At 66.8% G+C, this 23,405-nt stretch carries 21 protein-coding genes, 1 tRNA gene and 1 pseudogene; 11 read left to right on the top strand and 12 right to left on the bottom strand.

The annotated features are described in order from the left end of the window. The 3 genes from AB4880_RS16310 to AB4880_RS16300 are packed head-to-tail and all read right to left on the bottom strand — an operon-like array spanning position 1 to position 2,707. Entirely contained in the window at positions 1 to 1,491 is a 1,491-nt protein-coding gene (locus AB4880_RS16310) for a PP2C family protein-serine/threonine phosphatase (protein WP_367920274.1), read from the bottom strand. After that, the gene (locus AB4880_RS16305; protein WP_367920273.1) at positions 1,492 to 1,956 is read right to left on the bottom strand and encodes an FHA domain-containing protein FhaB/FipA; all 465 of its coding nucleotides are present in this window, start codon (positions 1,954 to 1,956) and stop codon (positions 1,492 to 1,494) included. Beyond that, complete coding sequence (locus AB4880_RS16300) at positions 1,949 to 2,707, bottom strand: FHA domain-containing protein (RefSeq protein ID WP_367920272.1); 759 nt, start codon at positions 2,705 to 2,707, stop codon at positions 1,949 to 1,951. Before AB4880_RS16300 ends, AB4880_RS16305 begins: the two co-directional genes overlap by 8 nt. Positions 2,708 to 2,874: 167 nt before the next feature. Here AB4880_RS16300 and AB4880_RS16295 point away from each other — a divergent pair. After that, a tRNA-Leu gene (locus tag AB4880_RS16295) sits at positions 2,875 to 2,958 on the top strand. Between the two features lie 265 nt (positions 2,959 to 3,223). On the opposite strand, the gene AB4880_RS16290 is transcribed toward AB4880_RS16295, so the two are convergent. From AB4880_RS16290 to AB4880_RS16280, 3 genes are all read right to left on the bottom strand, one after another. After that, on the bottom strand, positions 3,224 to 4,600 hold the full coding sequence (locus AB4880_RS16290; protein WP_367920271.1) for an amidase: 1,377 nt from the start codon (positions 4,598 to 4,600) through the stop codon (positions 3,224 to 3,226). Next, on the bottom strand, positions 4,581 to 5,249 hold the full coding sequence (locus AB4880_RS16285; protein ID WP_367920270.1) for a TetR/AcrR family transcriptional regulator: 669 nt from the start codon (positions 5,247 to 5,249) through the stop codon (positions 4,581 to 4,583). Before AB4880_RS16285 ends, AB4880_RS16290 begins: the two co-directional genes overlap by 20 nt. A 116-nt stretch (positions 5,250 to 5,365) precedes the next feature. Beyond that, a complete protein-coding gene (locus AB4880_RS16280; protein WP_367920269.1) occupies positions 5,366 to 5,827 on the bottom strand; it encodes an Lrp/AsnC family transcriptional regulator in 462 nt (153 codons plus the stop codon). Positions 5,828 to 5,941: 114 nt separating this feature from the next. On the opposite strand from AB4880_RS16280, the gene AB4880_RS16275 reads away from it, so the two are divergent. Both AB4880_RS16275 and AB4880_RS16270 read left to right on the top strand, forming a co-directional pair. After that, positions 5,942 to 6,814 (top strand): alpha/beta hydrolase, encoded by an 873-nt coding sequence (locus AB4880_RS16275; protein WP_367920268.1) that lies wholly within the window; start codon positions 5,942 to 5,944, stop codon positions 6,812 to 6,814. After that, positions 6,798 to 7,691: a tryptophan 2,3-dioxygenase gene (locus AB4880_RS16270; protein ID WP_367920267.1), complete on the top strand. Its 894-nt coding sequence runs from the start codon at positions 6,798 to 6,800 to the stop codon at positions 7,689 to 7,691. The genes AB4880_RS16275 and AB4880_RS16270 overlap by 17 nt, the downstream gene beginning before the upstream one ends. 114 nt (positions 7,692 to 7,805) lie before the next feature. Here AB4880_RS16270 and AB4880_RS16265 read toward each other — a convergent pair whose 3' ends face one another. Continuing rightward, positions 7,806 to 8,228, bottom strand: a complete 423-nt coding sequence (locus AB4880_RS16265) for a nitroreductase/quinone reductase family protein (protein WP_367920338.1) — start codon at positions 8,226 to 8,228, stop codon at positions 7,806 to 7,808. A 221-nt stretch (positions 8,229 to 8,449) separates the two neighbouring features. Here AB4880_RS16265 and pdxS point away from each other — a divergent pair, with 221 nt between their 5' ends. Together pdxS and AB4880_RS16255 are read left to right on the top strand one after the other, a co-directional pair. Further along, complete coding sequence (gene pdxS / locus AB4880_RS16260; RefSeq protein ID WP_379229398.1) at positions 8,450 to 9,316, top strand: pyridoxal 5'-phosphate synthase lyase subunit PdxS; 867 nt, start codon at positions 8,450 to 8,452, stop codon at positions 9,314 to 9,316. Positions 9,317 to 9,460: 144 nt separating this feature from the next. Beyond that, positions 9,461 to 9,985 carry a 3-hydroxyanthranilate 3,4-dioxygenase gene (locus AB4880_RS16255; protein ID WP_367920265.1) on the top strand — a complete coding sequence of 175 codons (525 nt, stop codon included), beginning with the start codon at positions 9,461 to 9,463 and terminating at the stop codon, positions 9,983 to 9,985. Positions 9,986 to 10,590: 605 nt separating this feature from the next. Here AB4880_RS16255 and AB4880_RS16250 read toward each other — a convergent pair. From AB4880_RS16250 to AB4880_RS16235, 4 genes are all read right to left on the bottom strand, one after another. Continuing rightward, positions 10,591 to 11,448, bottom strand: coding sequence for an SDR family NAD(P)-dependent oxidoreductase (locus AB4880_RS16250; protein WP_367920264.1), 858 nt, complete (start codon positions 11,446 to 11,448; stop codon positions 10,591 to 10,593). 78 nt (positions 11,449 to 11,526) lie between these two features. Continuing rightward, positions 11,527 to 12,648 (bottom strand): iron-containing alcohol dehydrogenase, encoded by a 1,122-nt coding sequence (locus AB4880_RS16245; protein ID WP_367920337.1) that lies wholly within the window; start codon positions 12,646 to 12,648, stop codon positions 11,527 to 11,529. Between the two features lie 20 nt (positions 12,649 to 12,668). Then, positions 12,669 to 13,667 (bottom strand): amidohydrolase family protein, encoded by a 999-nt coding sequence (locus tag AB4880_RS16240; protein ID WP_367920263.1) that lies wholly within the window; start codon positions 13,665 to 13,667, stop codon positions 12,669 to 12,671. 57 nt (positions 13,668 to 13,724) lie between these two features. Next, positions 13,725 to 14,750 (bottom strand): VOC family protein, encoded by a 1,026-nt coding sequence (locus AB4880_RS16235; protein ID WP_367920262.1) that lies wholly within the window; start codon positions 14,748 to 14,750, stop codon positions 13,725 to 13,727. Between the two features lie 107 nt (positions 14,751 to 14,857). On the opposite strand from AB4880_RS16235, the gene kynU reads away from it, so the two are divergent. From kynU to AB4880_RS16200, 6 genes are all read left to right on the top strand, one after another. After that, a complete protein-coding gene (gene kynU / locus AB4880_RS16230; RefSeq protein WP_367920261.1) occupies positions 14,858 to 16,141 on the top strand; it encodes a kynureninase in 1,284 nt (427 codons plus the stop codon). A gap of 80 nt (positions 16,142 to 16,221) precedes the next feature. Beyond that, a complete protein-coding gene (locus AB4880_RS16225; protein WP_367920260.1) occupies positions 16,222 to 17,418 on the top strand; it encodes a branched-chain amino acid ABC transporter substrate-binding protein in 1,197 nt (398 codons plus the stop codon). A gap of 160 nt (positions 17,419 to 17,578) precedes the next feature. Further along, positions 17,579 to 18,514, top strand: a complete 936-nt coding sequence (locus AB4880_RS16220) for a branched-chain amino acid ABC transporter permease (RefSeq protein ID WP_367920259.1) — start codon at positions 17,579 to 17,581, stop codon at positions 18,512 to 18,514. Then, positions 18,511 to 20,706, top strand: coding sequence for a branched-chain amino acid ABC transporter permease (locus AB4880_RS16215; protein ID WP_367920258.1), 2,196 nt, complete (start codon positions 18,511 to 18,513; stop codon positions 20,704 to 20,706). Before AB4880_RS16220 ends, AB4880_RS16215 begins: the two co-directional genes overlap by 4 nt. Further along, positions 20,706 to 22,361, top strand: coding sequence for an ATP-binding cassette domain-containing protein (locus tag AB4880_RS26115; RefSeq protein ID WP_437440506.1), 1,656 nt, complete (start codon positions 20,706 to 20,708; stop codon positions 22,359 to 22,361). The genes AB4880_RS16215 and AB4880_RS26115 overlap by 1 nt, the downstream gene beginning before the upstream one ends. A 42-nt stretch (positions 22,362 to 22,403) precedes the next feature. Further along, complete coding sequence (locus tag AB4880_RS16200) at positions 22,404 to 22,967, top strand: NADPH-dependent FMN reductase (protein ID WP_367920257.1); 564 nt, start codon at positions 22,404 to 22,406, stop codon at positions 22,965 to 22,967. A 248-nt stretch (positions 22,968 to 23,215) separates the two neighbouring features. Here AB4880_RS16200 and AB4880_RS16195 read toward each other — a convergent pair. Next, a pseudogene (locus AB4880_RS16195) lies at positions 23,216 to 23,405 on the bottom strand (hypothetical protein); the annotation flags it as partial.

Genomic DNA, 23,405 nt, shown 5'->3' with positions numbered 1-23,405 from the left:
TCAGCCGCCCGGGGTGGCGCCCGTGAGGTCGGCAGCGCCGCTGCTGGTGGCGGGGGTGGTCGGGGTCGTCGGACTGGTCGGGCTGGTCGGGGGCGTGGTCGGGGTGCCGCTCTCGGACGGCGTGACCCGGGCGTTCTGGCCGATCCGGGTCACCTCGTCGCGGGCCCGCGCGAAGCTGTCGAAGATCATGTCGCCGTCGCGGATCTGGTCCTGGGTGGAGTCACGGAGCTGGTCGAGCTTGAGGTCGGACACCTCGTAGACGTTCGACAGGCCCGGAACGTTGACACCGCGATAGATCACGACGTAGCCGTGGTCCTCGCCGACGTAGTACTTCTGCTGGGTCCACCAGTACGCCGTGCCGAGCGCCACCCAGACGATGCCGAGGACGACGGCGGCGCCGAGCAGCCGGCGCGCCCAGACGTAGCGGGGCGGGGCCTGCGGGGCGTAGCGCAGGGCCTCGGGGTCGAGCGGCGGGTCCTCGCGGACCACGTGGCCGCCGATGCCCTCGGGGATCTCGGCCGCGATCGGCTCGAGCTCGCCGGTGTCGCCCGAGCGGTGGCCGCGGAAGAGCGCGCGCGGACGGCGCCGGCCCAGGTCGGCGGCGGCGCCGACGACCATCGGCTGGAGCGGGGGCGGCGGCGGGCTGTCGGGGGTGGCCGGGGAGGCGGCCGGGTCGATGACGTCGGCGACGACGCAGGTGACGTTGTCGGAGCTGCCGGCGTCGAGGCTGGCGCGGACCAGCTCGATCGAGGCGAACTCCGGCGAACCGTCGGCCAGCAGCTCGGTCAGCCGGGCGTCGTCGAGGACGCCGCACGCGCCGTCGCTGCACAGGAAGAGCCGGTCGCCCGGCACCAGCTCGAGCGCGAACAGGTCGGGCTCGACCTCGTGCAGGCCGTCGAGCGCCTTGAGGATCAGATTGCGGTGAGGGTGGACCCGGGCCTCGGCTTCGGTGATCCGTCCCTCGTCGATCAGGCTCTGCACGAAGGTGTGGTCGTTGGTGAGCTGGGAGAGCTCGCCGTCGCGCAGCAGGTAGGCGCGGGAGTCGCCGACGTGGCCGACCGCGAGCCGGTTGCCGTCGAAGAGCGCCACCGTGGCCGTCGTACTGGTGCCGTTGAGGGCGGGGTCGTGGTCGACCTGGGCGCCGATCGCGATGTGCGCCTCGTGGATGCCGTCGTTGACCCGGTCGATGACGTCGACCGAGCCGGGCGGCTCGTCGAGCTGGCGGAGCTCGCCGATCGCCGTACTGGACGCGATGTCGCCGCGGGCCGCGCCGCCGACGCCGTCGCAGACGGCGAGCAGCCACGGGCCGGCGTAGCCGGAGTCCTGGTTGTCGCGGCGTACCCGGCCGACGTCGGAGACGGCGTGGAAGCGGAGCTGGAGCGTGGGACGCGCGGCCGCCTCGGCGGGCGCGTCAGCGGGCGCGTCCGGGGTGGGGGGCGCGTCCGGTGCCTCGGCGGTGGGCTCGGGGGAGTCGGTGCCGGGATCGGTCATCTACTTCCTCAGCTCCACGATGGTCTTCCCGATGCGGATCTGGGAGCCGAGCCCGACCGGGACCGGCTGGGTGAGCCGCTGGCTGCCGAGGTAGGTGCCGTTGGTGGAGCCGAGGTCCTCGACGTACCACTGGCCGCCGGAGGAGACGATGCGCGCGTGCCGCGTGGAGACGTAGTCGTCGTCGAGCCGGATCGCCGCGTCGTTGCCGCGGCCGATGAGGATCGGCGCCTGCGCGAGGTCGGCGGTGATGCCGGTGTTGACGCCCTGGACGACGGCGACGTGGCTGGGCTGGCCGCGGCGCGGCGACTGCGCCTTCGGCGGCTTCGGCTGCTTGCCGGGCGCCGCCGGCGTCGGAACCCGCGCGCCGAACATGTCGGAGCGGATCACCGAGATCGCCGAGAGCACGAAGATCCACAGGATCGCCAGGTAGGCGATCCGGACCAGGAACAGGGTCAGCTCAGACAAGGTCAGCCTCCTGGTCCGCCTCCTGGAGCAGGCGGAGGGTGAGCGAGGTGTGGCCGATCTGGACCCGCGAGCCGTCGCGCAGCGTCGCCCGCGCGACCTTCTGCCCGTCGACCCGGATGCCGTTGGTCGAGCCCATGTCGTGGACCTCGACGAGCACCGGGCCGACACCGGGGGTCGCCCCGCCGGGCTGGGTGGTGATCAGGAACTCGGCGTGCCGTCGGCTGACGCCGGGGTCGTTGATCCGCAGGTCGGCCTCGCTGCCGCGCCCGACCACGAGGCCCGGCGCCTGCAGCGGGTGCTGCGTGCCGTTGACCTCGAGCACCGCACGCGTTCGCTGCGGCGCGCCGCGGCCGGTGCCGCGCCGGGAGTGTCCGGTCACTGCCGCCTCCGCCTGGCTGCGCACCCGGAATCGCCCGGTGCCCAGGTCGTCGGCGGACTCGAACGCGATCCGGATCGGACCCGGGAAGACATAGGACTGGAGCTCGGCGTGCTCGGTCAGCTGCAGCTCGAGCTCGCTCGCCAGCGTCGAGTCGTAGGGCGCCAGCCGCTCCAGGTCGCCCTCGGAGAGCTCGACGACGAAGCTGTTGGGCACCAGCCGCCGCTGTCGCGACAGCACCTGCGCCTTGTTGTCGAGCTCGCGCTGGAGCGCCGCCGCGATCTCGACCGGCTGCACCGCACTGCGGAAGGTCCGCGCGAAGACACCCGAGATCGCCTGCTCCAAACGCTGCTCGAAGCGCTGCAGTCCACCCACGTCACGGTCCTCCTCTCGCACGGCTCGCTCGACCACCCGTCCTCGACGGGCCACTTGATCGTATCGGTGGGGTCCGCGTCCACCCGGGACCTTGGGGTCCGGAGCGGGACGCGACGGCGTGGTTTTGGGAGACGGGCGGGGACTGGGCTAACCTGAGCGGGCTTCGAGCGCGAGTGGCGGAATAGGCAGACGCGCACGGTTCAGGTCCGTGTGTCCGAAAGGACGTGGGGGTTCAACTCCCCCCTCGCGCACAAGCAAGAAGCGAAGGCCCCGGAGGGATTTCCACCGGGGCCTTCGTGTTTTTTTGGGCGTTGGCGCTGAGAGTGCAAGGGCGCGCGAAGGGTGCACCAGCCTCTACTCGGAGAGGTACGGGCATGGCTTACATCGAGAAGCGTCGGCGCGTCCCTCGACGCCCGAAGGTGCCGAGGTGTCTCGGAGAGCGGCGCTTCGTGGGTTCGGCGTCCAAGACGGGCGCTGACCGCTCCGCGTTCCAGGACGAGTGGTCGCTTGACGTGGTCAAGGACGGGCAGCGGTCTCCGTCGGTAGTCGAAGAACACCCAGTCGCGCCTCGATCGCGGCGGCTACTTCGAGCGCGTCTACGTCCCGCCCGGAGTTGGCGGTCACCTGCACACCCAGAGGCATGCCGTTCAGAAGGCCGACCGGCACGGAACAGGCAGGGAGACCGGCAAGGCTTTGAGGTGCTGCGTCGCGCATGACGCCAGCACGAAAGTCCCGTTCTGTGCTGGCGCAGCGGTCTTCCACCTTTCTCGCCGAGACGTTGACGATCGGGCTGACGAGAGCGTCGACCTCGGTGAAAGCCCGGACCATGGCTTCGGTGAGTCGCGCTCGTACGGGCGCTGACCAGAGATGCCTGCCCGGGGGGAGTCGGTCGGCGACTTCCAGTCGCTGTCGTACGTCGGCGCCGTAGAGCGGTGCATCGCCGGGCCAGGTGCCTGCTTCGGTGTGTGTGCGGAGTCCCTCAGTCAGCACAACGGTGGACAGGAGGTCGTAGGGGTCGAACATCGAGACATCGATGGGCGGCGGGACCAGCTCGAACCGGGGGTCGGTCGCCAGGGCCTCGAGAGCACGATTGACAGCGGTGGGACCCACCTCGCCGCCGTCCGGCTCGAACGAGGGGAGCGCGGCGATGCGTAGGACGCTGCGGCAAGAGTTGCGGTGTGCCGTCTCCGGGCTGAGGACCCGAAGCAGGAGGGCGAGGTCAGCGGTTGTTCGCGCCATCGGTCCGACGGCGTCGAGGCTGGGCGCGAGGGGGTGCGTGCCGTCGGTGTCGACCGATCCGTGGGTTGGGCGAAGCCCGGTCACGCCACACAGTGCGGCCGGGATGCGAATTGACCCGGCTGTGTCGGTTCCGATCGCGAGGGGGGTGAGTCCCGCCGCAAGAGCCGCAGCGGAGCCTCCGCTCGAGCCGCCGGGTACGCAGTCCAGGTTCCAGGGATTCCTGGTCGGTCCGAAGTGGGGGTTGTCGGTCGTCACGCCCCATGCGAACTCGTGCGTGGAGGTCTTCCCGATGATGACGGCGCCGACGTCCAGGAGCTGCTGAATGACGCGTGCGTTTCGTGCGGGTTGGTGCCCGCGGTAGATGGCGGAGCCATAGGTGGTCGGGAGGAAGTCCGTGTCGAGGAGGTCCTTCACGGCTACGGGCACGCCCTCGAGAGGGCGCGCCGAGCCTGAGGCGATACGGAACGTGGAGTGCTCGGCATCCAGGAGCGCGGACTCGTTGACCGACGCGAAGGCGTTCAGACGAGGGTTGATGTCGGCGATTCTCTGCAGGAGCGAACTGACGACCGCGGTCGGTGTCAGTGCTCCCGATCGGTACGCATCGAGGAGGGCGGTGGCTGAGAGCCAGTGGAGGTCAGTCTGTGCGGACGGCATAGCGGTTCAGGAACATGTCGACGCCGGAGACGATGAGCTGGTCTCGCACGTCGTCGGTGAGCGGGCAGCCGTACCCGCCGTAGACAAGATTGGGTGAGACGACCAGGCCCGACAGCTGGAGGACTGCCAGCTCGATGTCGTCGATCACCAGGTCGCCACGCTTCACCAAGCGTTCGAGAGCCGCGGCAATGACGGGGTGGAATCGAAGCGGGCCTCGGGTCTGCCAGGCATGGCCCAGTTCTGGGAAACGCCGCAGTTCGCCGACAACCAGAGCACGAAGGTCCATGATCGCGGGTGCAGCGATGCCCGCAACCCATTCGCGGCAGGCGTGGATGAGGTCGGTGCGAAGATCCTCGGAGTCGGCCAGCTGGCGTTCGACGATCTGGACCCCCTCCTTGAGGGCTTCGTCGAGCTCGTGGTTGATGATCGCTATGAAGAGCGCTTCCTTGCTGCCGAAGTGGTTGTAGACGGTGACCTTCGAGACGTTCGCCTCTGCCGCGAGGGTGTCCATGGAAACGCCGTAGCCGTTCGCCAGGAAAGTCTCACGAGCTGCGTCGACGATGGCAGCGCGCTTCGTCTCCGCCCGACGTCCTTCCGGTCGCCGAACCTCCGCGGCCCGCTGACCGCTCCTCTTCTTGGTCTCCGCCATTGGATTCCATCGCCTCTTCCTGAACGCAAGCCAGCCCTTGAACCCATAACTGTACCCGTTCGTTCAGTCGGTGCGGAATGCGCAACGCAGCGATGAGCGGGACACGGCGCGAAATATCAGTGGGCGGTCGGCGGCGTGAGGATCTCGCGCCGCAGCACCGTCTTCGGAACCGGCGTCGAGAGGATCAGCGTCGTCGATGCGCGGCTCCAACGGGCAAGGCGATCGATCAGGTTCTCCAGGTGCTCGACGTCGCGCGCGTACGCGATGATCACGGAGCAGTCATCCCCGCTCACCCGATGCATCTCGACCACCTCTGGGAAGGATGCGGGGTCCAGTTCGCGCCTCACGCACCGGATCGTGTTCTCGCAACCCATGCGAATGATGGCGCGGATGCCCAGGCCGACCGCCTGCGGACTGACGACGGCTGCATAGCCGACGATGACTCCGGCCTGCTCCAGCCGTTTGACCCGCTCGGCCGTCGCGGGCGCCGACAGCGATATCTGGCGCGCCAGCTCCCGGATGGAGATCCGGCCATCGCTCTGCAGGATCTCGACGATGCTCCAATCAATGTCGTCCATGAGTTCGATGGTAGCCAACGGCGCCTTTCGGGATGGCAAATGCAAGGCCGATGGCGCCAACGACCCGACACATGCGTATGTGTGGCCCGCATGCTCGGGACTAGCGTTTGAGTCATGTCAGCCACGTGGACCGCGTTGGAGCGGGAGTATTCGCCAAGCAGCGTGGTCGAGGACCTCGCGGCGCTGGAGGCGGCGTACGCCTCCATGAGTGCGGCCGTAAGGATGCAGAACCGGCCTGTCCCCTATCAGTTCGGCGAGGGGGAGGAGGAGGTCCTGGACTTGTTTGTGCCTCCTCGTGACAATCGCACCGGGATCCTGCACGCCTTCCTTCACGGCGGCTACTGGCAGGCCTTGAGCAAGGATGACGCGAGCTTTCCCGCGAAGCTGTTCAACGAACGTGGCGACTTCTATGCCGCGGTGAACTACACCTTGGCCCCACGGGCCACCCTTGAGGTGATCGTCGAGCAGTGTCGCAAGGCCGTCGAGTGGCTCCACCGCAATGCGGGCGAGCTCGGCTTCGATCCCGATCGCATCATCCTGTCCGGTTCGTCGGCCGGTGCGCACCTGGCAGCTATGGTCGCGCTCACCGACTGGGCGGCTCGAGGTGTCGTCGGCGACCCCCTCAAGGGAGTCGTCCTCCTGTCGGGTGTCTACGAGCTCAGTCCGCTCGTCCACACCTACATCAACGACGCTGTGAGGCTCACGCCGGCGAGCGCGCTCGACCTCAGCCCGCTCCTGCTCCTACGGAACCGGCGCGTGACCGTGCCCGCCGTCGTCGCTTGGGGCGAGCACGAGACCGCCACGTTCAAGCGTGAGAGCAAGGTGATGGCCGCAGCCCTCAACCTGAACGGCGCGGGCGCCTCGGTGCTCGAGGTCTCCGGCCGAAACCACTTCAACATCGTGCACGACCTGTCGGACCCGAGCACCGAGCTCGGGCGTCACGTTCTCGAGAACGAAAGGAAATGGACCCATGGCAGCATCGTCTGAGCCTCGCAACCTGGACATCGCGACGGAGGCGGTTCGAGCAGCGCAGTCCGCATCGACCGGTGGCAAGCCCATGCTCGATTTCGAAGGTGAGAGCACCCCCTACATCGACTACCAGTCGATCGACGTGCTGCTCTCGCTCCAGCATCCGCGGAGCCCGTCGCACGAGGAGATGACCTTCTACGTGGCCGGCCAGGTCAAGGAGCTGCTGTTCAAGCTCGCCGTCAACGAGGTCCAGGAAGCGCAGCGACAGCTGAACGAGGACAACTTCGGCGCCGCCATGAAGTACCTCCGCCGGATCAAGGAGATCCTCGTTGTCCTGCGGAGTCTTTGGCCGATGTTGGACACCCTGACGCCCAACGACTTCAACTCCTTCCGCGACTACCTCGGAACGTCGTCCGGCTTCCAGTCCTACATGTACCGCGCGCTCGAGTTCAGCCTGGGCAACAAGAACGAGCACATGCTCAAGCCGCACAAGGGCGTTCCGGTCATCTACCCCGCTCTGGTCGAGGTCTTCGAGGCCCCGAGCCTGTGGGACACCGCGAATGCCGCGCTCAAGCGCAACGGGCACCCCATTGAGCAGGCCCACCTCGATCGAGACCTGACCGCGTCGTATGAGGGCCATGCATCCGTCACGGCGGCATGGGTGGCCATCTACCGGAAGAACGATCCCGAGGATGTCTTCTTCCAGCTCGGAGAGGCTCTGATGGAGGTCGCCGATGCCTTCAGTCACTGGAGGATGAAGCACCTGTTGACGGTCGAGCGGATCATCGGTTTCAAGATCGGCACGGGCGGCACCTCGGGTGTCGAGTGGTTGCGGACGATCGTCAACCACCGGTTCTTCCCCGAGCTGTGGGAAGTGCGCACTCAGCTCCCCTGACGGGGGGCGCGAAGTCCAACGGCTCGCCGCGCTCGCCTGCGGCGGGCCGTTGGGCTCGGTCGCGTGACTGCGCCGAGGGAAGTGCGCGGTCGGTGGCGGACCCGGTTCGGAGGCTCAGGAGATGGTCGTCAGTGCGATGACCGGGATGCGACGCGTCGTACGCGTGGCGTAGTCACGAAAGTCTGGCCAGGCCCTCGCCTGGAGTTCGTACAGGCGATCCCGCTCGTCGCCCACCACCTCGGTGGCGGAGACAGTCTCCTGGAGCCCGTTGACCTCGATGGTTGCCGTGCCGGTGCGAAGCAGGTTGCCATACCAGACCGGATCCTCCGGAAGACCGGAATGTGACGCGACAATGATGCGCCGCCCGCTGTCCTCGAGGTACATCATCATGTTCGCTCGGCTCCGACCGTCCACCGCATCGGTGGTATGCAGGATCAAGAGTGGGATTCCCTCGAATTCTCCACCGAGCAAGCCTCGGTTCTGTCGGAACTCGGCAAAGAGAGCGGCCGCCTTCGCGTCCCACTCTGCTGGCGTCATGGTCACCGGTGTCCTCCTCGAATAGCCTTAACTGTACGAACAAGTACAGTTCATGTCGGCCCAAATGGCAACAGCAGGGCCGGCTGGACGGGCGCTGAGGGCCGGCCGAGCCGAGGGGCCGATCGTGGCGCTGTCGTTCTGACCGGCGCCCGAGACTCGAAGACCGTTGCTCGGGGACCCGAGAGCGGCGACTGACCGTAGGAGTAGAGATTCAGATGACCATGGTTTTCGGCGCGGAGGCCCACGGCACGACCCGGGTCAAGCGCGGCATGGCCGAGATGCTCAAGGGTGGCGTCATCATGGACGTCGTCACCCCCGAGCAGGCCAAGATCGCCGAGGACGCCGGCGCGGTCGCCGTCATGGCGCTGGAGCGGGTCCCCGCCGACATCCGCGCCCAGGGTGGCGTGTCGCGGATGAGCGACCCCGACATGATCGACGGCATCATCGCCGCGGTCTCGATCCCCGTCATGGCGAAGGCCCGCATCGGCCACTTCGCCGAAGCGCAGATCCTGCAGTCGCTGGGTGTCGACTACATCGACGAGTCCGAGGTGCTGACCCCGGCCGACTACGAGAACCACATCGACAAGTGGGCCTTCACGGTGCCCTTCGTGTGCGGTGCGACCAACCTGGGTGAGGCGCTTCGTCGCATCACCGAGGGCGCCGCCATGATCCGGTCCAAGGGCGAGGCCGGCACCGGCGACGTGTCCAACGCGGTCACCCACATGCGCACCATCCGCAAGGAGATCCGCCGCCTCGGCGCGCTGGCCGAGGACGAGCTGTACGTCGCGGCCAAGGAGCTGCAGGCGCCGTACGAGCTGGTCGCCGAGGTCGCACGCACCGGCAAGCTGCCCGTCGTTCTGTTCACCGCCGGCGGCATCGCGACCCCGGCCGACGCGGCGATGATGATGCAGCTCGGCGCCGAGGGCGTGTTCGTGGGCTCGGGCATCTTCAAGTCGGGCAACCCGGCGCAGCGCGCCGAGGCGATCGTCAAGGCCACCACCTTCTTCGACGACCCCGACGTGGTCGCCAAGGTCTCGCGCGGTCTGGGCGAGGCCATGGTCGGCATCAACGTCGAGGAGATCCCGTAGCCGCACCGGCTCGCCGAGCGCGGCTGGTAGTGCCTGCGGCTCCCATCCAGAGAACGGTGGCCCTCTACCAGCTGCCCTAACAAACCTGCCTATCGAGATCGAGGCCATCGCACATCGCGGTGCCGAGAACGAGGAGACGAACGAATGACCACCATTCCGCCAGTGATCGACTTCAAGAACTGGGTTGCGGAGAACGAGCACCTGCTGAAGCCGCCGGTGAACAACAAGCAGGTGTGGGAGCCGATGGGTGACTTCATCGTCCAGGTCCTCGGTTCGCCGAACCAGCGGACCGACTATCACCTCGACCCGTACGAGGAGTGGTTCTACCAGGTCAAGGGCGACATGCACGTGAATGTCATGACCGACGACGGGCCGCGACGCATCGACATCAGGGAGGGTGAGATGTGGATGCTTCCCCGCAACGTGTACCACTCGCCGCAGCGCCCGGAGCCGGGGACGATCGGGATCGTCATCGAACGCATCCGCGAAGAGGGTGTCCTGGAGAAGTTCGTCTGGTTCTGCCTTCAGTGCAACAACCAGGTCCATGAGGTCGAGCTGCAGGTGCGTGACATCGTCCAGGATCTGCCGCCGGTCTTCGAGCACTTCTATGCATCACTCGCGGCGCGCACGTGCCAGACGTGCGGCGCGCTTCATCCCGGCAAGGGCTAGTGCGGCACCACGTCGGCGATCGACGTCCCCACGCACTCGACTCCGCGCCGCTCGCCGATCCTGCGGTGGCAGTCAGCCGGTCCTTCGGCTGGACTCGGAACGAGAGGCCAAGATCCTCGTCCGGGACCAAGAGGTTCCGGCGAGTCACCGCGGAGTCCTGGGACGCTGGCCTCCACCTGGGGGCCAGGGCGGTGACGGCGGCGGCCCAGGTGGTGTCACCCGAGCCCTGTGTTCTTCGCTCAGGCGCCGACGGCGACGAGGCCGCTCGAGTCGCGAAGGATCTCCAACGACCTCACTCTCGAACGGTGCGCAGCGCCAGGTCGGGACGCTTGGAGAACGCCTGGCACGGGCGCAATGACCTTGTTGGCGCGCGTTGCGTTCGAGCCCGCAGCGTTGCGCACGCACACTCGTCCTGACCCTCGGCGCGGAGAACGTCATGGGCGGAAGTGACTACCCGGTCCGCTGGGCGAGCAGCCGGTCGTGTCACGTCGTTGCGCGCTCGAGTTTCCTGACCGCGCCCGAGCGCGAAGCCGATCCTGACGACCGATGCGAGCCGTTTCCTCGCACCGAGCGCAGGTCGATGGTTCACGAGCGGAAGTAAGGGGTCATAACGCCAGATCGCCTCCGTCAACCGCGATCGTGCTCCCTGAGACGAAGCCGGCGAGGCCGGATGCTGCGAAGAGAACGGCACGGGCTACGTCGTCCGGGTGCGCGATTCGTCCGGCGGGAAGGCGGTCTGCGTACCGGTCGAGTCCGGCGGCGAGACCGTCGGCCTGGTCGGCCTGGTCGGCCTGGTCGGCCTGGTCCGCCTGGTCGGCCTCCACGCCGGGCGTCCACGTCAGCGTCGGGGCAACGGCGAGGGCCCGGATCCCATGAGCGCCGAGCTCGACCGCCAGGCTCTTGGTGAGCCCGGCGACCGCGTGCTTGGAGCTGACGTAGTGTGCGGAGTTGCCGCCCGAGGCCGTGTTGTAGGCGGCCGTCGACGTCAGGTTGATGATGGCACCGCCTCGTCCGCTCGCGATCATGTGGCGAGCGGCTTCGCGCGAGCCGATGAAGACACTCCTGAGGTTGATGTCATGGACCGCGTCCCAGTCCGCGTCCGTGATGTCGAGCAGCGCCTGGCGTGGGTAGGCACCCGCGTTGTTCACCCACACGTCGAGACGGCCGAATCGGTGGTGGGCGCCGGTCGCGAGCGCGCGGATGGAGACACCGTCACGCACGTCGACATGTGCGGCCACGGCAGCTGATCCGAGTTGATCAGCTGCCCGTTCGGCTTCGGCAACATCCTTGTCGGCGACGACGACATTGGCTCCTGCCTCACGAAGACGTCGGCAGATTGCGTAGCCGATGCCGGCGGCGCCGCCCGTCACGACGGCGGTCCGACCGGCCAGCCCCACGAGACCCTCGAGCGGGACGGAAGTCAGGTCTGGCAGGAAGTGGCGATCGTGCGCGCGGGAGAACAAGGGTGTCACGCTCCGGGTTGGTCGGTCGGAGATACGCCAAGAGCTCGGCGCCGCCCAACGCGACGCGGCGGCACATTGTCACCACATGGAGCGCACCAGGTCCCTCAACCGGCAACGTGCGTCGGTTCCGAGGACTGCGGATTCCGACGGGTACGCCGAAGCCGTCATCTCCCCCAGCTCGTCCAGGTCGGCCTGTGCAAAGTCGACATCACGAAGTCGAGTCGGTAGGCCAAGCTCCGCGCACCATTCGCGCACCAGGACGGACGCGCTGTCCGGCTGGCTCCGTGCGCCGGTCCGTCGCGTGGGCGTCGGCTGGCTCACGTCCAGCGCTTGCGCGATCGCTGCCAGCGTGCGCGGTCGCGCCGGGGTCATCCGTGCAAGGACGGCCGGAAGGGTGATCGCGGAGGTGACGCTGTGCGGTACGCCGAAGGTTCCGCCCAGGATGTGTCCGAGCCGGTGGCTCAGTCCGTAGGACATCGCCTGGGGATGGGAATAGCATTCCCATGCGGCGATCTGCGCCGCACCGCGGTGGCTGGTCTCGGCTGACAGCGACTCGACCATGCGGCGAATGCCTGAGAAAGCAAGGCTGTCCACCAGGGGCAGGGCCTCCGTCCCGAGCAAGCCCTCGATGGCGTGGTCGACCGCCTTCACGCCCGAGGAGAGCCAGAGGTCGCCGGGTGTCGATTCGACGACCCGCTCGTCGTACACGATGGCGTCGGCGGTGACGTCCAGGCGAGCGTGACTGCGTTTGAAGGTCGAGGTCCCATGCGTCTCGGTGACTCCGAAGGTGTGCGATAGCTCCGAGCCCGACAAGGTGGTGGGCACGACGACGTGGCGCGGCCGAGTGCGACCCGCGTCGATGGTGTGCCCCAGGGCGGCCTTCGCGGCATCGATCACCGAGCCGCCGCCGACCGAAACGACGGAGTCGATCTCGTTGTCCAGCAGAACGTCAGCGGCCGAAGCGACGTCAGCCGCAGGGACGTGGGCATTGAAGGTGCTGTGCGTCAGGACGATCGTCGGCGCCGCCGTCATCACGGAGTCCATCAGGCTGCGGTCAGCAGCCTGGGCGGCTGTCGTGAACAGAGCGGTCCTCCGGGCCCCGAGGCTGCTCAGCAGGTCCGCCACCAGGGACAGGCTCCCGTTGCCCCAGGAAACAGAAGCGATGGGGAGGTTGACGAGCGTGCCCGGGGTGAACCCCACCTCTGGGCCTGTCAGCGCCGTCACCGGTCGGCCGCCGCGGCGGTTCCGGCGAACGCGGCGACGCGCTCGGCCAGTGCAGGAAACAGCGCGAGGGCGTTGTCGCGCTCCACCTGCCGACGGACGTTGTCGTCGGAGAAGAACTCATCGACGCCGGCGACCGTCTCGACGGTGGTCGACTCCGGCATGAAGGGGTAGTCGGTGCCGAAGAGGATGTGCGTGGTGTCGGTGAATGAGCCAAGGCCGGCGAGGGTGTGCGGGTTCGCGGACATGGCAGTGTCGAAGTAGACCGATCGCAGGGAGCCGAGCAGGTCGGCCGGCTCGCGTGCGGCGAGCGTCGGGTTGATCGTGACGGCGTAGGTGAGCCGTTTGGCCAGGTAGGGCGCCGCCCCTCCGGCGTGGGGAGCGATGAGCTTCAGGTCGGGACGCCGGTCCAGGGTGCCGTGGTAGAGCAGGCTCGCCAACATCCGGGTGGTTTCGAACGGGAACTCGTACAGCGAGGGTGGCAGCCCGAACGATGGCTGGTCCGAAGCGGGGGGAACCGTCGGGTGCACGAATGCCACCGTGTCGAGCTCAGCAATGCAGTCGATGACGGCGTCGAACTCCGCTTCGCCGAGGTAGGTGCCGTTGTAGTGCGTGAACAGTCCGACGCCGTCCAGGCCGAGGGTGCCGACCGCGTACTGGATCTCCGCGAGAGTGGCCGCGACGTCCGGCAATGGAAGGACGGCGAATCCGCCGTAGCGGCCGGGGTGGCGCTCGATGAGCTCGGCCATGTACTCGTTGGTCGCCCGAGCGGCCCGGACTGCGTCCGGGCCGCTGGTGAATCCCATGCCCGGGGCGGTGATGGACACGATGGATGCCTGGATTCCGTTGCGGTCCATCACCGCCAGGTCGGTGTCGAGGTCCCATTGTGGGTACGCGACTCCCTTGATGGGTTCGTCCACGCCCGCATCCCTCAGGGCCTTCAGGTAGGGCTCCGGAATGATGTGGTGATGAACATCGATGCGGTGTGACGATTCCATGGGCTGCACGACTTTCTGAGTTCTGGGGTGGCGGTGGTTGGACGGGTGGGGCGGTGACTAGTCGAGCGGCTCGAGAGTCTCGAGCGACGCGATGAGCTCGGGCTGGCGCTCCTCGAGCCACTTCGGAAGCTGAAGACAGCTGCCGAGGCTGTCGAGCCCCTCGTCCTTCTCGAAGCCGTCGGGGTGGCTGCGCGTCGCCTCGAACATGGCGCCGGCGGGCGTGCGAAAGTACACCGAGTAGAAGTAGTTGCGATCGCGCGGCTCGGTGACGTCGATGTAGCCCATGGCCTCGAGGTGGTCCTTGAAGTCCAGCTGGGCGGTCGCCTCCTTGACGTCGAACGCGACGTGGTCGACGGTGTTGCGCATGTAGCCCCAGGACCCCTGCTCAATCTCGGGCTGGTGGTCGATCTCGACCAGCTGGCCGGCTCTGCCGGCCGACATCGCGTAAGAGCTGACGGAGCCGTCGGTGTCGCGGGACTCCAAGCCCATGCCCTCGTCGAGGAAGTAGTGAAGCTCGTCCGTCTCGCGGGTGCACACCGTCACGCTGTGCACGCCGCGAATCGCAGCGGCTGGCGGGACATCGGAGCCGTGCCAGGGCAGCCGGTCATCGGTCTCCACGCCCACGAGCTGGAAGTCGATGCCGTCCGGGTGCCGGAACCAGACGCGTCGATCGCCCAGACGGTCGAACTCCTCGTGGGCGACGCCGTGCTCGCCGAACCTGTCGACCCAGAAGTTCAGGCTCTCCTTGGGAACGGACAAGGAGATTGAGCTGATCTGTCCGGACCCCTTCTTGCCCTCGGGCTTCTCCGGGCCGAACACGAAGGACGTCAGGAGCGTCCCCGGCTCGCCGTACTCGTTGCCGTAGTAGAGGTGGTAGAACGGCCGACTTCCGTCGAGCAGGACCGTGCGCTTGACGTTGCGAAGGCCCAACAGGCCCACGTGGAACTGAACGTCGGCGCGACCGTTCGTGACGGTGGTGGTGATGTGGTGATAGCCGTGGAAAGCCATGGTCACCCCTTCTTCTCGGGCGCCTGAGGCGGTGTCCCTGGGGTCAGGGTCCTGATCTTTGAACTCGTCGTTCAAACGGCGCAACGTGGTCTTGACTGAACTGTACTGGATAGTTCATTGTTTGGGGATCCACATCACACCAGTGATTGGCCCGACGCGCAATGTCTGACGAGGAGCCCCCGTTGTTTGACCTGAATGAAGCCGAGGCTCTGTACCTCGACGAGACTGACCCGGTGGCTTCGAATCGCTCGAAGTTCCTCATCCCGCCTGCTCCGTCGGGCGACGGCGAAGCCGCGTACCTCGCGGGCAACTCGCTGGGACTCCAGCCCCGTCGAACTCGGATCGACCTGGAGGCGGAGCTCGACGACTGGGCCACCTACGGTGTCGGAGGCCACACGAAGCCGCGCAAGCCGTGGGTCAGCTACCACGAGGGTCTGCGTGACCCGGCTGCACGGCTGGTGGGCGCGCTGCCCGCGGAGACGGTCGTCATGAACACGCTGACCGTGAACCTGCACCTGATGATGGTCAGCTTCTATAAGCCCACCGCGGAGCGCTACCGCATCCTCATCGAGGACGGCACGTTCCCCTCGGACTCCTACGCGGTCCGCAGCCAGGCCGAGTTCCACGGGTACGACCCCGACGACGCTGTGCTCCGAGTCAAGCCCCGCGAGGGTGAGGCGGTGGTCCGCACCGAGGACGTCCTGGACCTCATCGAGCGCGAGGGCGACAGCATCGCGCTCATCATGCTGGGCGCCGTCAACTACTACACCGGCGAGCTGATGGACATTCCCACCATCACCGCAGCCGGTCGTGCGGCCGGGATCGTGGTCGGCTGGGACCTTGCCCACGCTGTCGGCAACGTGGAGCTGAGGATGCACGACTGGAATGTCGACTGGGCGGCCTGGTGCTCCTACAAGTACCTGAACTCCGGTCCGGGAGCAGTGGCCGGTGCTTTCGTCCACCAACGCCACCTTGCTGACGCCTCCCTGGTGAAGTTCTCTGGCTGGTGGAGCACGAACGCCGCCACTCGGTTCGAGATGAAGCCGGAGCTCGATCCCGTTCACACCGCTGACGCATGGCAGCTGTCGAACCCGCCCATCATGGCGATGGCACCGGTCGAGACGTCTTTGAAGATCTTCGACGAAGTCGGAATGCCGGCGCTGCGGCAGCGGAGCCTGCGGCTGACCGGATACCTCGAGAAGGCTCTCGGTGTCGCCCTTGCCGACGTCCCGGCGCGAGTCATCACGCCTCAGGACGCCGAGCGGCGCGGTGCCCAGCTCTCGGTACAGATCATCGGCGCCGACGCGGAACACGTGTCCACGCGCATGCGGGACGAGTACGGCGTCTTCACCGACGCCCGTCAGCCGGACGTCATCCGGTTCGCACCGGCACCTCTGTACTGCACCTTCCACGACTGCTGGCGCGCAGCGCGCGCACTTCACGAGGTGCTGAACAGCGCAGGGTGATCGGCGGCGAGCCGCACACGAACGTCTCGGAGAGCAGTGCCAACACAACAACGAGCAACACCAATTCTTCGGAGGTATTCATGGCGCGTCTGTTCAAGACCCAGGCGGTGGTCGGGTCCGCGTTGCTCGCGCTGGCTCTCGCCGGCTGCGGAGATTCCGGCAATGGCGGAAGTGACAAGCTCAACGGGGGTGGGGAGCCGATCGAGGTGACCTCCGTCAAGATCGGATTCCAGGGGCCGCTCTCCGGCGACTACCAGCAGCTCGGCCTGAACGAGTTCAACGGTGTCGAGCTCGCCGTCAAGGAGGCCAACGCCTCCAAGGAGTTCGGCTTCGGCGTCGAGCTCGTCAAGGGCGATGACCAGGGAGACCCGAGCAAGGCTCCGGCAGCAGCCACTTCGCTCATCCAGGACCAAGGCGTGCTCGGTGTCGTGGGCCCGGCCTTCTCCGGTTCGGTGAAGGCCGCCGGTGCGCAGTACTCGTCTGCGGGACTGGCCTTCGTCACGCCGTCCGCGACCAACGCACAGCTGCAGGACCAGGGCTTCTCGTCGTTCCACCGCAGCGTCCCGTCGGACAACGTCGAAGGGACCATCGGCGCTGAATGGCTGGCACAGAAGGCTAAGAAGGTCTTCGTCATCGACGACCTCGGTGACTACGGAAAGGGCGTTGCGGACGCCCTGCAGAAGAAGCTCGAGTCCGAGGGCGTCAAGGTCATTCGGGAAGGTGTCGACGCAAAGACGACCGACTACAGCGTGGTCGCGCAGAAGGTGAAGGCCTCTGGCGCGGAAGCGCTGTTCTACGGCGGGTATGACGCTCAGACTGCGCTGCTGGCGAAGGCCATCAAGGCTGTGGGTTACGACGGCCTGAAGGTGACGGGCAACGGCAGCAAGTCGACCATCTTCTTCGACCAGTCGGGTGACGCCGGCAACGGCTGGTACTTCCTCTGCGGTTGCGCCGATGCAGCCAGCGATCCCAAGGCCCAGAAGTTCACTGATTCCTACCGATCTGCCTACAACCAGGATCCGTCGACCTTCACGCCTGAGTCCTACGACGCGACCCGTGCGTTGCTGACTGCCATCAAGAACGCGGCGGCAGACGGCTCGCTCACCCGGAAGGCGGTCGCGAAGTCGCTCGACGAGATCGACTTCCAAGGCATCGCGTCCCACATCAGGTTCGACGGCAAGGGTGACATCGACTCCAGCGTGGCGGTCGTCAACCTCTACGAAGCCGAGGACAAGACCTTCAAGTTCCTCGGCGACGTCACGAAGCAGACCTCGTAGGGATCCCGAGGGTGTGCTCGCCGCGTGGCCGTGCCCCGGCGGGCGGCGAGCACACCCATGCCCCTCATGTGGGGCAATTCACTGGCACCGCCGACAGGTTTCGCGGACGCCGCTCCGCGATCCGGCACCGCCGGGATCGGCGCATGCAGAAAGGCTCGTTATGGACTACGTCCACCAGTTACCTGACTACTTGGTCCTCGGCCTCACGCGAGGATCGATGTACGCGCTCATCGCGATCGGCTACACGCTGGTCTACGGCGTTCTCCAGCTGATCAACTTCGCACACAGCGAAGTGTTCATGTCGGGCGCCTTCGGCAGCTTCCTGGCCGTCGACGCGCTTGCTCCTCATGTCGGCTCGACGGCCGGAGCCACCGCAGTGTTCCTGGTCGGCATTCTCGCCGGAGCCGGCACCGGTTCGTGTATCGCCTTCATGCTTGAACGCGTCGCCTACCGACCTCTGCGGCAACGAGGCGCACCGAAGGTCGCCTTTCTCATCTCGGCCATCGGCGCGTCCTTCTTCTTGTCCCAGGTCGCGGGCAAGTTGTTCAACCGCCTTTCCAACAACAGCTTTCCTGAGTACTTCGACGTGAACCACGTGGCGTTCACGATCGCCGGCGCCGAGGTGCGAGTCATCCAGCTCATCATCGTGGCCTCCGCGCTGGCACTCATGGTCGGGCTCGACGCCCTGGTGAACCGGACCAAGCTCGGGCGCAGCGTGCGTGCCGTCGCCGAGGACGCACCCATGGCCGCACTGCTCGGGATCAACATCGATCGCACGGTCTCGCGCACCTTCATCATCGGCGGAGCGCTCGCCGGCGCTGCCGGGTTCCTCTTCGGCACCGCCTTCGCATTCTCCAACATGATGGGTTTCCAACCCGGCATCAAGGCGTTCGCAGCCGCAGTCCTCGGTGGCATCGGCAACATCCGAGGGGCGATGATCGGCGGAGTCACGCTCGGGCTCGTCGAGGCTCTCATTCCTCCGCTGCCCGGTGTCGGCATCCAGTGGACCGATGTCGTCGCGTTCGGCGTGCTCGTCGCGGTCCTCGTCTTCCGGCCCACCGGAATTCTCGGCGAGCGTCTGGGGAGGGTCGCGTGAATCTCAAGGACGCTCTCTGTGGTGAGTCCGCTCGCCGACTCCTCATCTGCCTGGTGGGCGCAGTCATCGTCGCGGTGATGTGGGGTCCGCAGCAAGGAAGCCCTGACGACTACGGGCACGGATTCAAGCAAGCGGTTCTCGACCCGCGAATCTTCGTGTTCCTGGGTCTGGGCGTGCTGATGTTCGTCCTCGCACCACGCACCGCACAGCTCAAGGCTCGCCTCGCCCTGCCCGGCTCAGGGCTCTTCGGCGCGGCGGCGGCAGGAGTTGCGCTCGCCCGAACCCTTCTGCACTGGTACGACCCGGTCGGTGACGGCAAGTTCGCGGCCGCGTCCCGAGCGGCCACCTCTGGACTGGCGGACGTCTACTTCGGCTGGCTCTACGTCGTCACGTGGCTGCTAGTCGTCGGTGTCGGCCTGGTGGCCATCCTCAGGCGGTCGCGGGCCCTCGCGAGCGTCGGTGCGCTCGCGGCGCTCGCCGCAGCAGAGCTCACCACGGTCGCTCACGCGGACCTCGTGTCAACCAGCAGGGGCATCGATCACTCCTACGGGGCAGACGCCACCGTCGTGGCCTATGTCGGCGTCGCCATCTCCTTGGTCTATTCCGGGTGGACAGGAAGGCGGAGCTCGATCCGAGACAAGGCACTCGACCTCCAGGCGAGGTACCCAGGCGTGCTCATCGCCGCCATGGCCCTCTTCCTTGCCACCGCGTCCGTCGGCTTCGCGACATGGTTCTCTCCGGGCCGGCTGAACGCGCGCCTGTGGACCAGCGCCGACCTGTTCGATGGCACTGGTATCAGCGCGCTGGCCGCCGTGATGCAGCGCGGCGGCCTGGCAGCCAGCCTGGTCGTGGCGGCCGCGGTGGGTGCGCTCGGCATCTACCGGTCCAGCACGTCACTTCGGATCGCAGCGGCCGGTCTCAGCGTCCTCGGCGGAGCGCTCACCCTGTTCACCGCACATGCCATGGGCCAGATCGGTGTGGACAACGGGGTCGACGGAGCGACGTCGCCCTGGGCCAACCTGGGGACGGGACCTTGGTTCGCACTCCTGGGCTTCCTGCTGCTTGCCGTCGCTGCCGCCAGCCCATGGATCGGCCGATCGTCGTCGAACGCGGCCCGAGGCCGCAGCCGAGCGGCCTCCGCCACCGCTGCCAGTCGGATGTCGGTCACGCCGACACTACTCGCCGGACTGGTGGTGGCGATCGTGCTCCCACACGTCTTCACCGAGTACTGGCAGCAGGTGTTGGTCACGCAGATCGGGGTCTACGTCCTCCTCGCCGTGGGCCTGAATGTCGTCGTTGGCTGGACCGGGCTGCTCGACCTCGGGTTCATCGCCTTCTACGCCATCGGCAGCTACACCACGGCCTTCTTGGTCGGCTCCCTTCCTGTCCATCCACCGTTCGGGATCCATCTGACGCCACTGGCAGCGATCCCGGTGGCGATCGGAGCCTGCATCGTCGCTGGTGTCGCGCTCGGTGCTCCGACTCTCCGACTCCGGGGCGACTACCTCGCCATCGTGACGCTCGGATTCGGCGAGATCATCAGGATCGTTGCCATCAACAATCCCGGCAACATCACCAACAGCACCCGCGGGCCAGAGACTCCAGTGCCGCATCCGGAGATCAACGTCGGGATTCTCGACCTCAAGTGGGGCACTGACCCGCTGCAGTACTGGTATCTGCTCCTCGCCATCCTCGCCATCGTCGTCTTTCTGTTCACCCGCCTCGAACGGTCATCGCTCGGTAGGGCGTGGGCGGCCGTTCGGGAGGACGAGGTCGCGGCCAAGGCATGCGGCGTGGACGCGACCCGAGCCAAGCTGCTCGCCTTCGCGATCGGCGCTTCCACCTCGGGTCTCGCGGGTGTGTTCTTCGCGAGCCAGGTGGGCTACTTCAACCCCGACAACTTCCTTCTCCTCAACTCCATCCTCGTCCTGGCCTACGTGGTCTTCGGCGGGATGGGGTCGATGAAGGGAGTCATTGTGGGCGCGGCGTTCCTCACGTGGCTTCCAGAGTTCTTGAAGGACCAGGTTCCGGCCGACGATCGGCAGATGTGGATCGGTGCGGTCCTCCTCTTCATGATGATCTTCCGCCCCTCGGGCCTGATTCCTGAACGCCGGCACACGGTCGAGCTCACCCACACGGACAACCGGCAGGCCGTCACTGCGGCGACGGCTTCAGAAAGCGAGGGGTCGTGATGGACACCGAGACGACCGTGCAGAACACGGAACGGAAAGCACCGGCGATGGCGCTCGTTGACACCACCCAGGAATCCGACGTCCGTCCGGTCTTCGCAGTCAAGGGGCTCACCCTGCGCTTCGGCGGGCTGACCTCGCTCAACAACCTGGACATCGAGATGCACCGCGGCGAGATTCTGGCCGTCATCGGACCGAACGGCGCAGGAAAGACCAGTCTGTTCAACTCGCTCACCGGGGTCTACCGCCCGCAGGAAGGCACGATCACGGCTGTGCCCAGGACGGGCGCCAAGGAGATCTCGGTCATCGGGCACCCGATTCACAAGTTGAACCGCGCCGGCATCGCTCGTACGTTCCAGAACATCCGCCTCTTCCCGGCCCTGACAGTGCTCGAGAACGTCCAGGTCGCGGTCGAGTCGACGCAGAAGTCCGGGGCGATCGGCGCGATGCTGCGCTCTCCCCGGCAGAGGCGCGAGGCGCTGGCTGCTGATTCGTTGGCTCGTTCGTTGCTTGCAGAGGTCGGACTTGCCGGCTGTGAGAACGACCTCGCGACGTCGCTCTCCTATGGGGCGCAGCGCCGTCTCGAGATCGCACGAGCGCTCGCCACCGACCCCGGGGTCCTTCTTCTCGACGAGCCTGCCGCTGGCACCAACCCGAACGAGAAGGCCGAGCTCGCCGAACTGATTCGACGGATCAACAGGGAGCACGACGTCAGTGTTCTCCTCATCGAGCACGACATGCAGATGGTCATGTCGATCGCGGACAGGATCGTGGTCCTCAACTTCGGCAAGAAGATCGCTGAAGGCATGCCGACCGAGATCCAGAACGACCCCGAGGTCATCGCGGCGTACCTGGGCACATCCTCCAGCGACGATCAGGTGCTCGCAGAGGTCACGGGGAAGATCGCGGCCCATGCCGAGAGCCCTAAGGACAACGCAGTGAGGGTGAAGGCGTTGGCGGTAGCGGGGCTGGACGTCCGTTACGGCACGATCCCGGCGCTGAAGTCCATCTCCTTCCACGTCAACGAGGGCGAGATCGTGGCCTTCCTGGGCGCCAACGGCGCAGGAAAGACCACCACCCAGCAGACGATCTCCGGGCTCGTCCGGCCCACGTCAGGCACCATCACCTACCGCGGCAAGCCGATCTCGGGGAGACCCGCGCACGAGCTCATCAGTGAGGGCATCTGTCACGTTCCGGAGGGCAGACACGTGTTCCCCCGGATGAGCGTGCTGGAGAACCTCCAGATGGGTGCCTACCGCTTCCGTCTCGTCGACACCGCCGCCATCGAACACGTCTTCGAGCTGTTCCCGCGCCTGGCGGAGAGGAAGCACCAGCTCGCCGGCACCTTGTCTGGGGGTGAGCAGCAGATGCTTGCGATCGGCCGAGCACTGATGGGACGGCCGAGCCTCCTCCTTCTCGACGAGCCGTCGATGGGCTTGGCGCCGCTGGTGGTCCAGGACATCTTCTCGATCATCGAGCAGATCAATGCCGAGGGCGTGACGGTCCTGCTCGTCGAGCAGAACGCAGCCCAAGCACTGTCGATCGCGGACCGAGCGTATGTCCTGGAGAACGGCTGCATCGCGCTCGAGGGCACCGGCCGCGAACTGCTCGCGGATTCCCGGATTCGCGAGGTGTACCTCGGCGAGTCCGTCTGTTAATGTACTAGGCAGTTCAGTTCAGTTCAATGGAGGGATGAAGCGATGAAGGAAGAGACGGTCATGAAGGTGCTCGGCATCTCGGGGAGCCTTCGCCGGGAGTCGTACAACACGCGGTTGCTGCGGGCGTCCGAGAGCCTCGCCCCGATCACGATGAACATCGAGGCCTACGAGGATCTGGCCGGCATCCCGCCGTACAACAGCGACGACGACGGCGAGCACGCTCCGGCGCTGGTGCAGAGCTTCCGAGCGCAGGTGCGTGATGCAGACGCGCTGCTGATTGCGACGCCGGAGTACAATTACTCCATTCCCGGAGTCCTGAAGAACGCGATCGACTGGCTCAGCACCGGCGACGGGGGGCAGCTGCTCGCCGGCAAGCCGATCGCCGTCATGGGGGCGGCTCCGACCGCGTTCGGTTCGGTTCGCGCGCAGCTCGCGCTGCGCCAGGTATTCGTGTGGACCGACTCGAAGCTGGTTGTCAAGCCGGAGGTCATGGTGTTCAACGCTCACGAGCGCTTCGTCGAGGACAAGCTCGTCGACGAGGGTACGCAGGACCTGGTGCGCCGCCTGCTGCACGCCCTCGCGGCGAAGGTGGAAGAAGCTCGTTGAGGAGGGTGAAGGGCCTGCTCTGGCGATGTCTGGTGCGTCGGTTCCTCAAGATGTCCTGCCCTGTGTGCCAGGTCCGAACGGGTGACCTGGTTCGTCATGTCGTGACGATGCACGTTCTTTCTATGGGGCCGTTCGCCCGAGACTGAGCCATGAACCCCGCCCGTTGGGGCCGGTTCGGTCGCCGCAGGCTCACCGGGTCAAGTCCGCTGGGGTGGTGTACGAGGTTGATCCCTCGGTTGGGCGTGTCGTCAGGCTGTGAGGGCCTGTAGTTCGAGCTCGGCGGTCACCTCCTCCTCGACCAGGGTGGTGTCGACGGCTTGGGCGCGGGCGAGGACGTCGAGTCCGAGGTAGCGGCGGCCTTCGGCCCACTCGTCGTGAAGCGCCCCAGGTTCTCTGCCGCTCCTATGCGGGTTGCGGCTCTCGGTTGAGGGCTGCGTA

It is taken from the genome of Nocardioides ginsengisoli, assembly GCF_039537225.1.
In the GTDB taxonomy this organism is placed as follows: Bacteria; Actinomycetota; Actinomycetes; order Propionibacteriales; family Nocardioidaceae; genus Nocardioides; species Nocardioides ginsengisoli.
This window is presented reverse-complemented; position numbering and strand designations above follow the sequence as displayed.

Excerpts from the sequence above, each read along its gene's own strand:
- AB4880_RS16285 (WP_367920270.1), bottom strand. The coding sequence starts at position 5,249 with ATGGCGGAGACCAAGAAGAGGAGCGGTCAGCGGGCCGCGGAGGTTCGG.
- AB4880_RS16310 (WP_367920274.1), bottom strand. The coding sequence starts at position 1,491 with ATGACCGATCCCGGCACCGACTCCCCCGAGCCCACCGCCGAGGCACCG.
- AB4880_RS16275 (WP_367920268.1), top strand. The coding sequence starts at position 5,942 with ATGTCAGCCACGTGGACCGCGTTGGAGCGGGAGTATTCGCCAAGCAGC.
- AB4880_RS16240 (WP_367920263.1), bottom strand. The coding sequence starts at position 13,667 with ATGGAATCGTCACACCGCATCGATGTTCATCACCACATCATTCCGGAG.
- AB4880_RS16270 (WP_367920267.1), top strand. The coding sequence starts at position 6,798 with ATGGCAGCATCGTCTGAGCCTCGCAACCTGGACATCGCGACGGAGGCG.
- pdxS (WP_379229398.1), top strand. The coding sequence starts at position 8,450 with ATGGTTTTCGGCGCGGAGGCCCACGGCACGACCCGGGTCAAGCGCGGC.
- AB4880_RS16280 (WP_367920269.1), bottom strand. The coding sequence starts at position 5,827 with ATGGACGACATTGATTGGAGCATCGTCGAGATCCTGCAGAGCGATGGC.
- AB4880_RS26115 (WP_437440506.1), top strand. The coding sequence starts at position 20,706 with ATGGACACCGAGACGACCGTGCAGAACACGGAACGGAAAGCACCGGCG.
- AB4880_RS16220 (WP_367920259.1), top strand. The coding sequence starts at position 17,579 with ATGGACTACGTCCACCAGTTACCTGACTACTTGGTCCTCGGCCTCACG.
- AB4880_RS16225 (WP_367920260.1), top strand. The coding sequence starts at position 16,222 with ATGGCGCGTCTGTTCAAGACCCAGGCGGTGGTCGGGTCCGCGTTGCTC.
- AB4880_RS16200 (WP_367920257.1), top strand. The coding sequence starts at position 22,404 with ATGAAGGAAGAGACGGTCATGAAGGTGCTCGGCATCTCGGGGAGCCTT.
- AB4880_RS16265 (WP_367920338.1), bottom strand. The coding sequence starts at position 8,228 with ATGACGCCAGCAGAGTGGGACGCGAAGGCGGCCGCTCTCTTTGCCGAG.
- AB4880_RS16255 (WP_367920265.1), top strand. The coding sequence starts at position 9,461 with ATGACCACCATTCCGCCAGTGATCGACTTCAAGAACTGGGTTGCGGAG.
- AB4880_RS16290 (WP_367920271.1), bottom strand. The coding sequence starts at position 4,600 with ATGCCGTCCGCACAGACTGACCTCCACTGGCTCTCAGCCACCGCCCTC.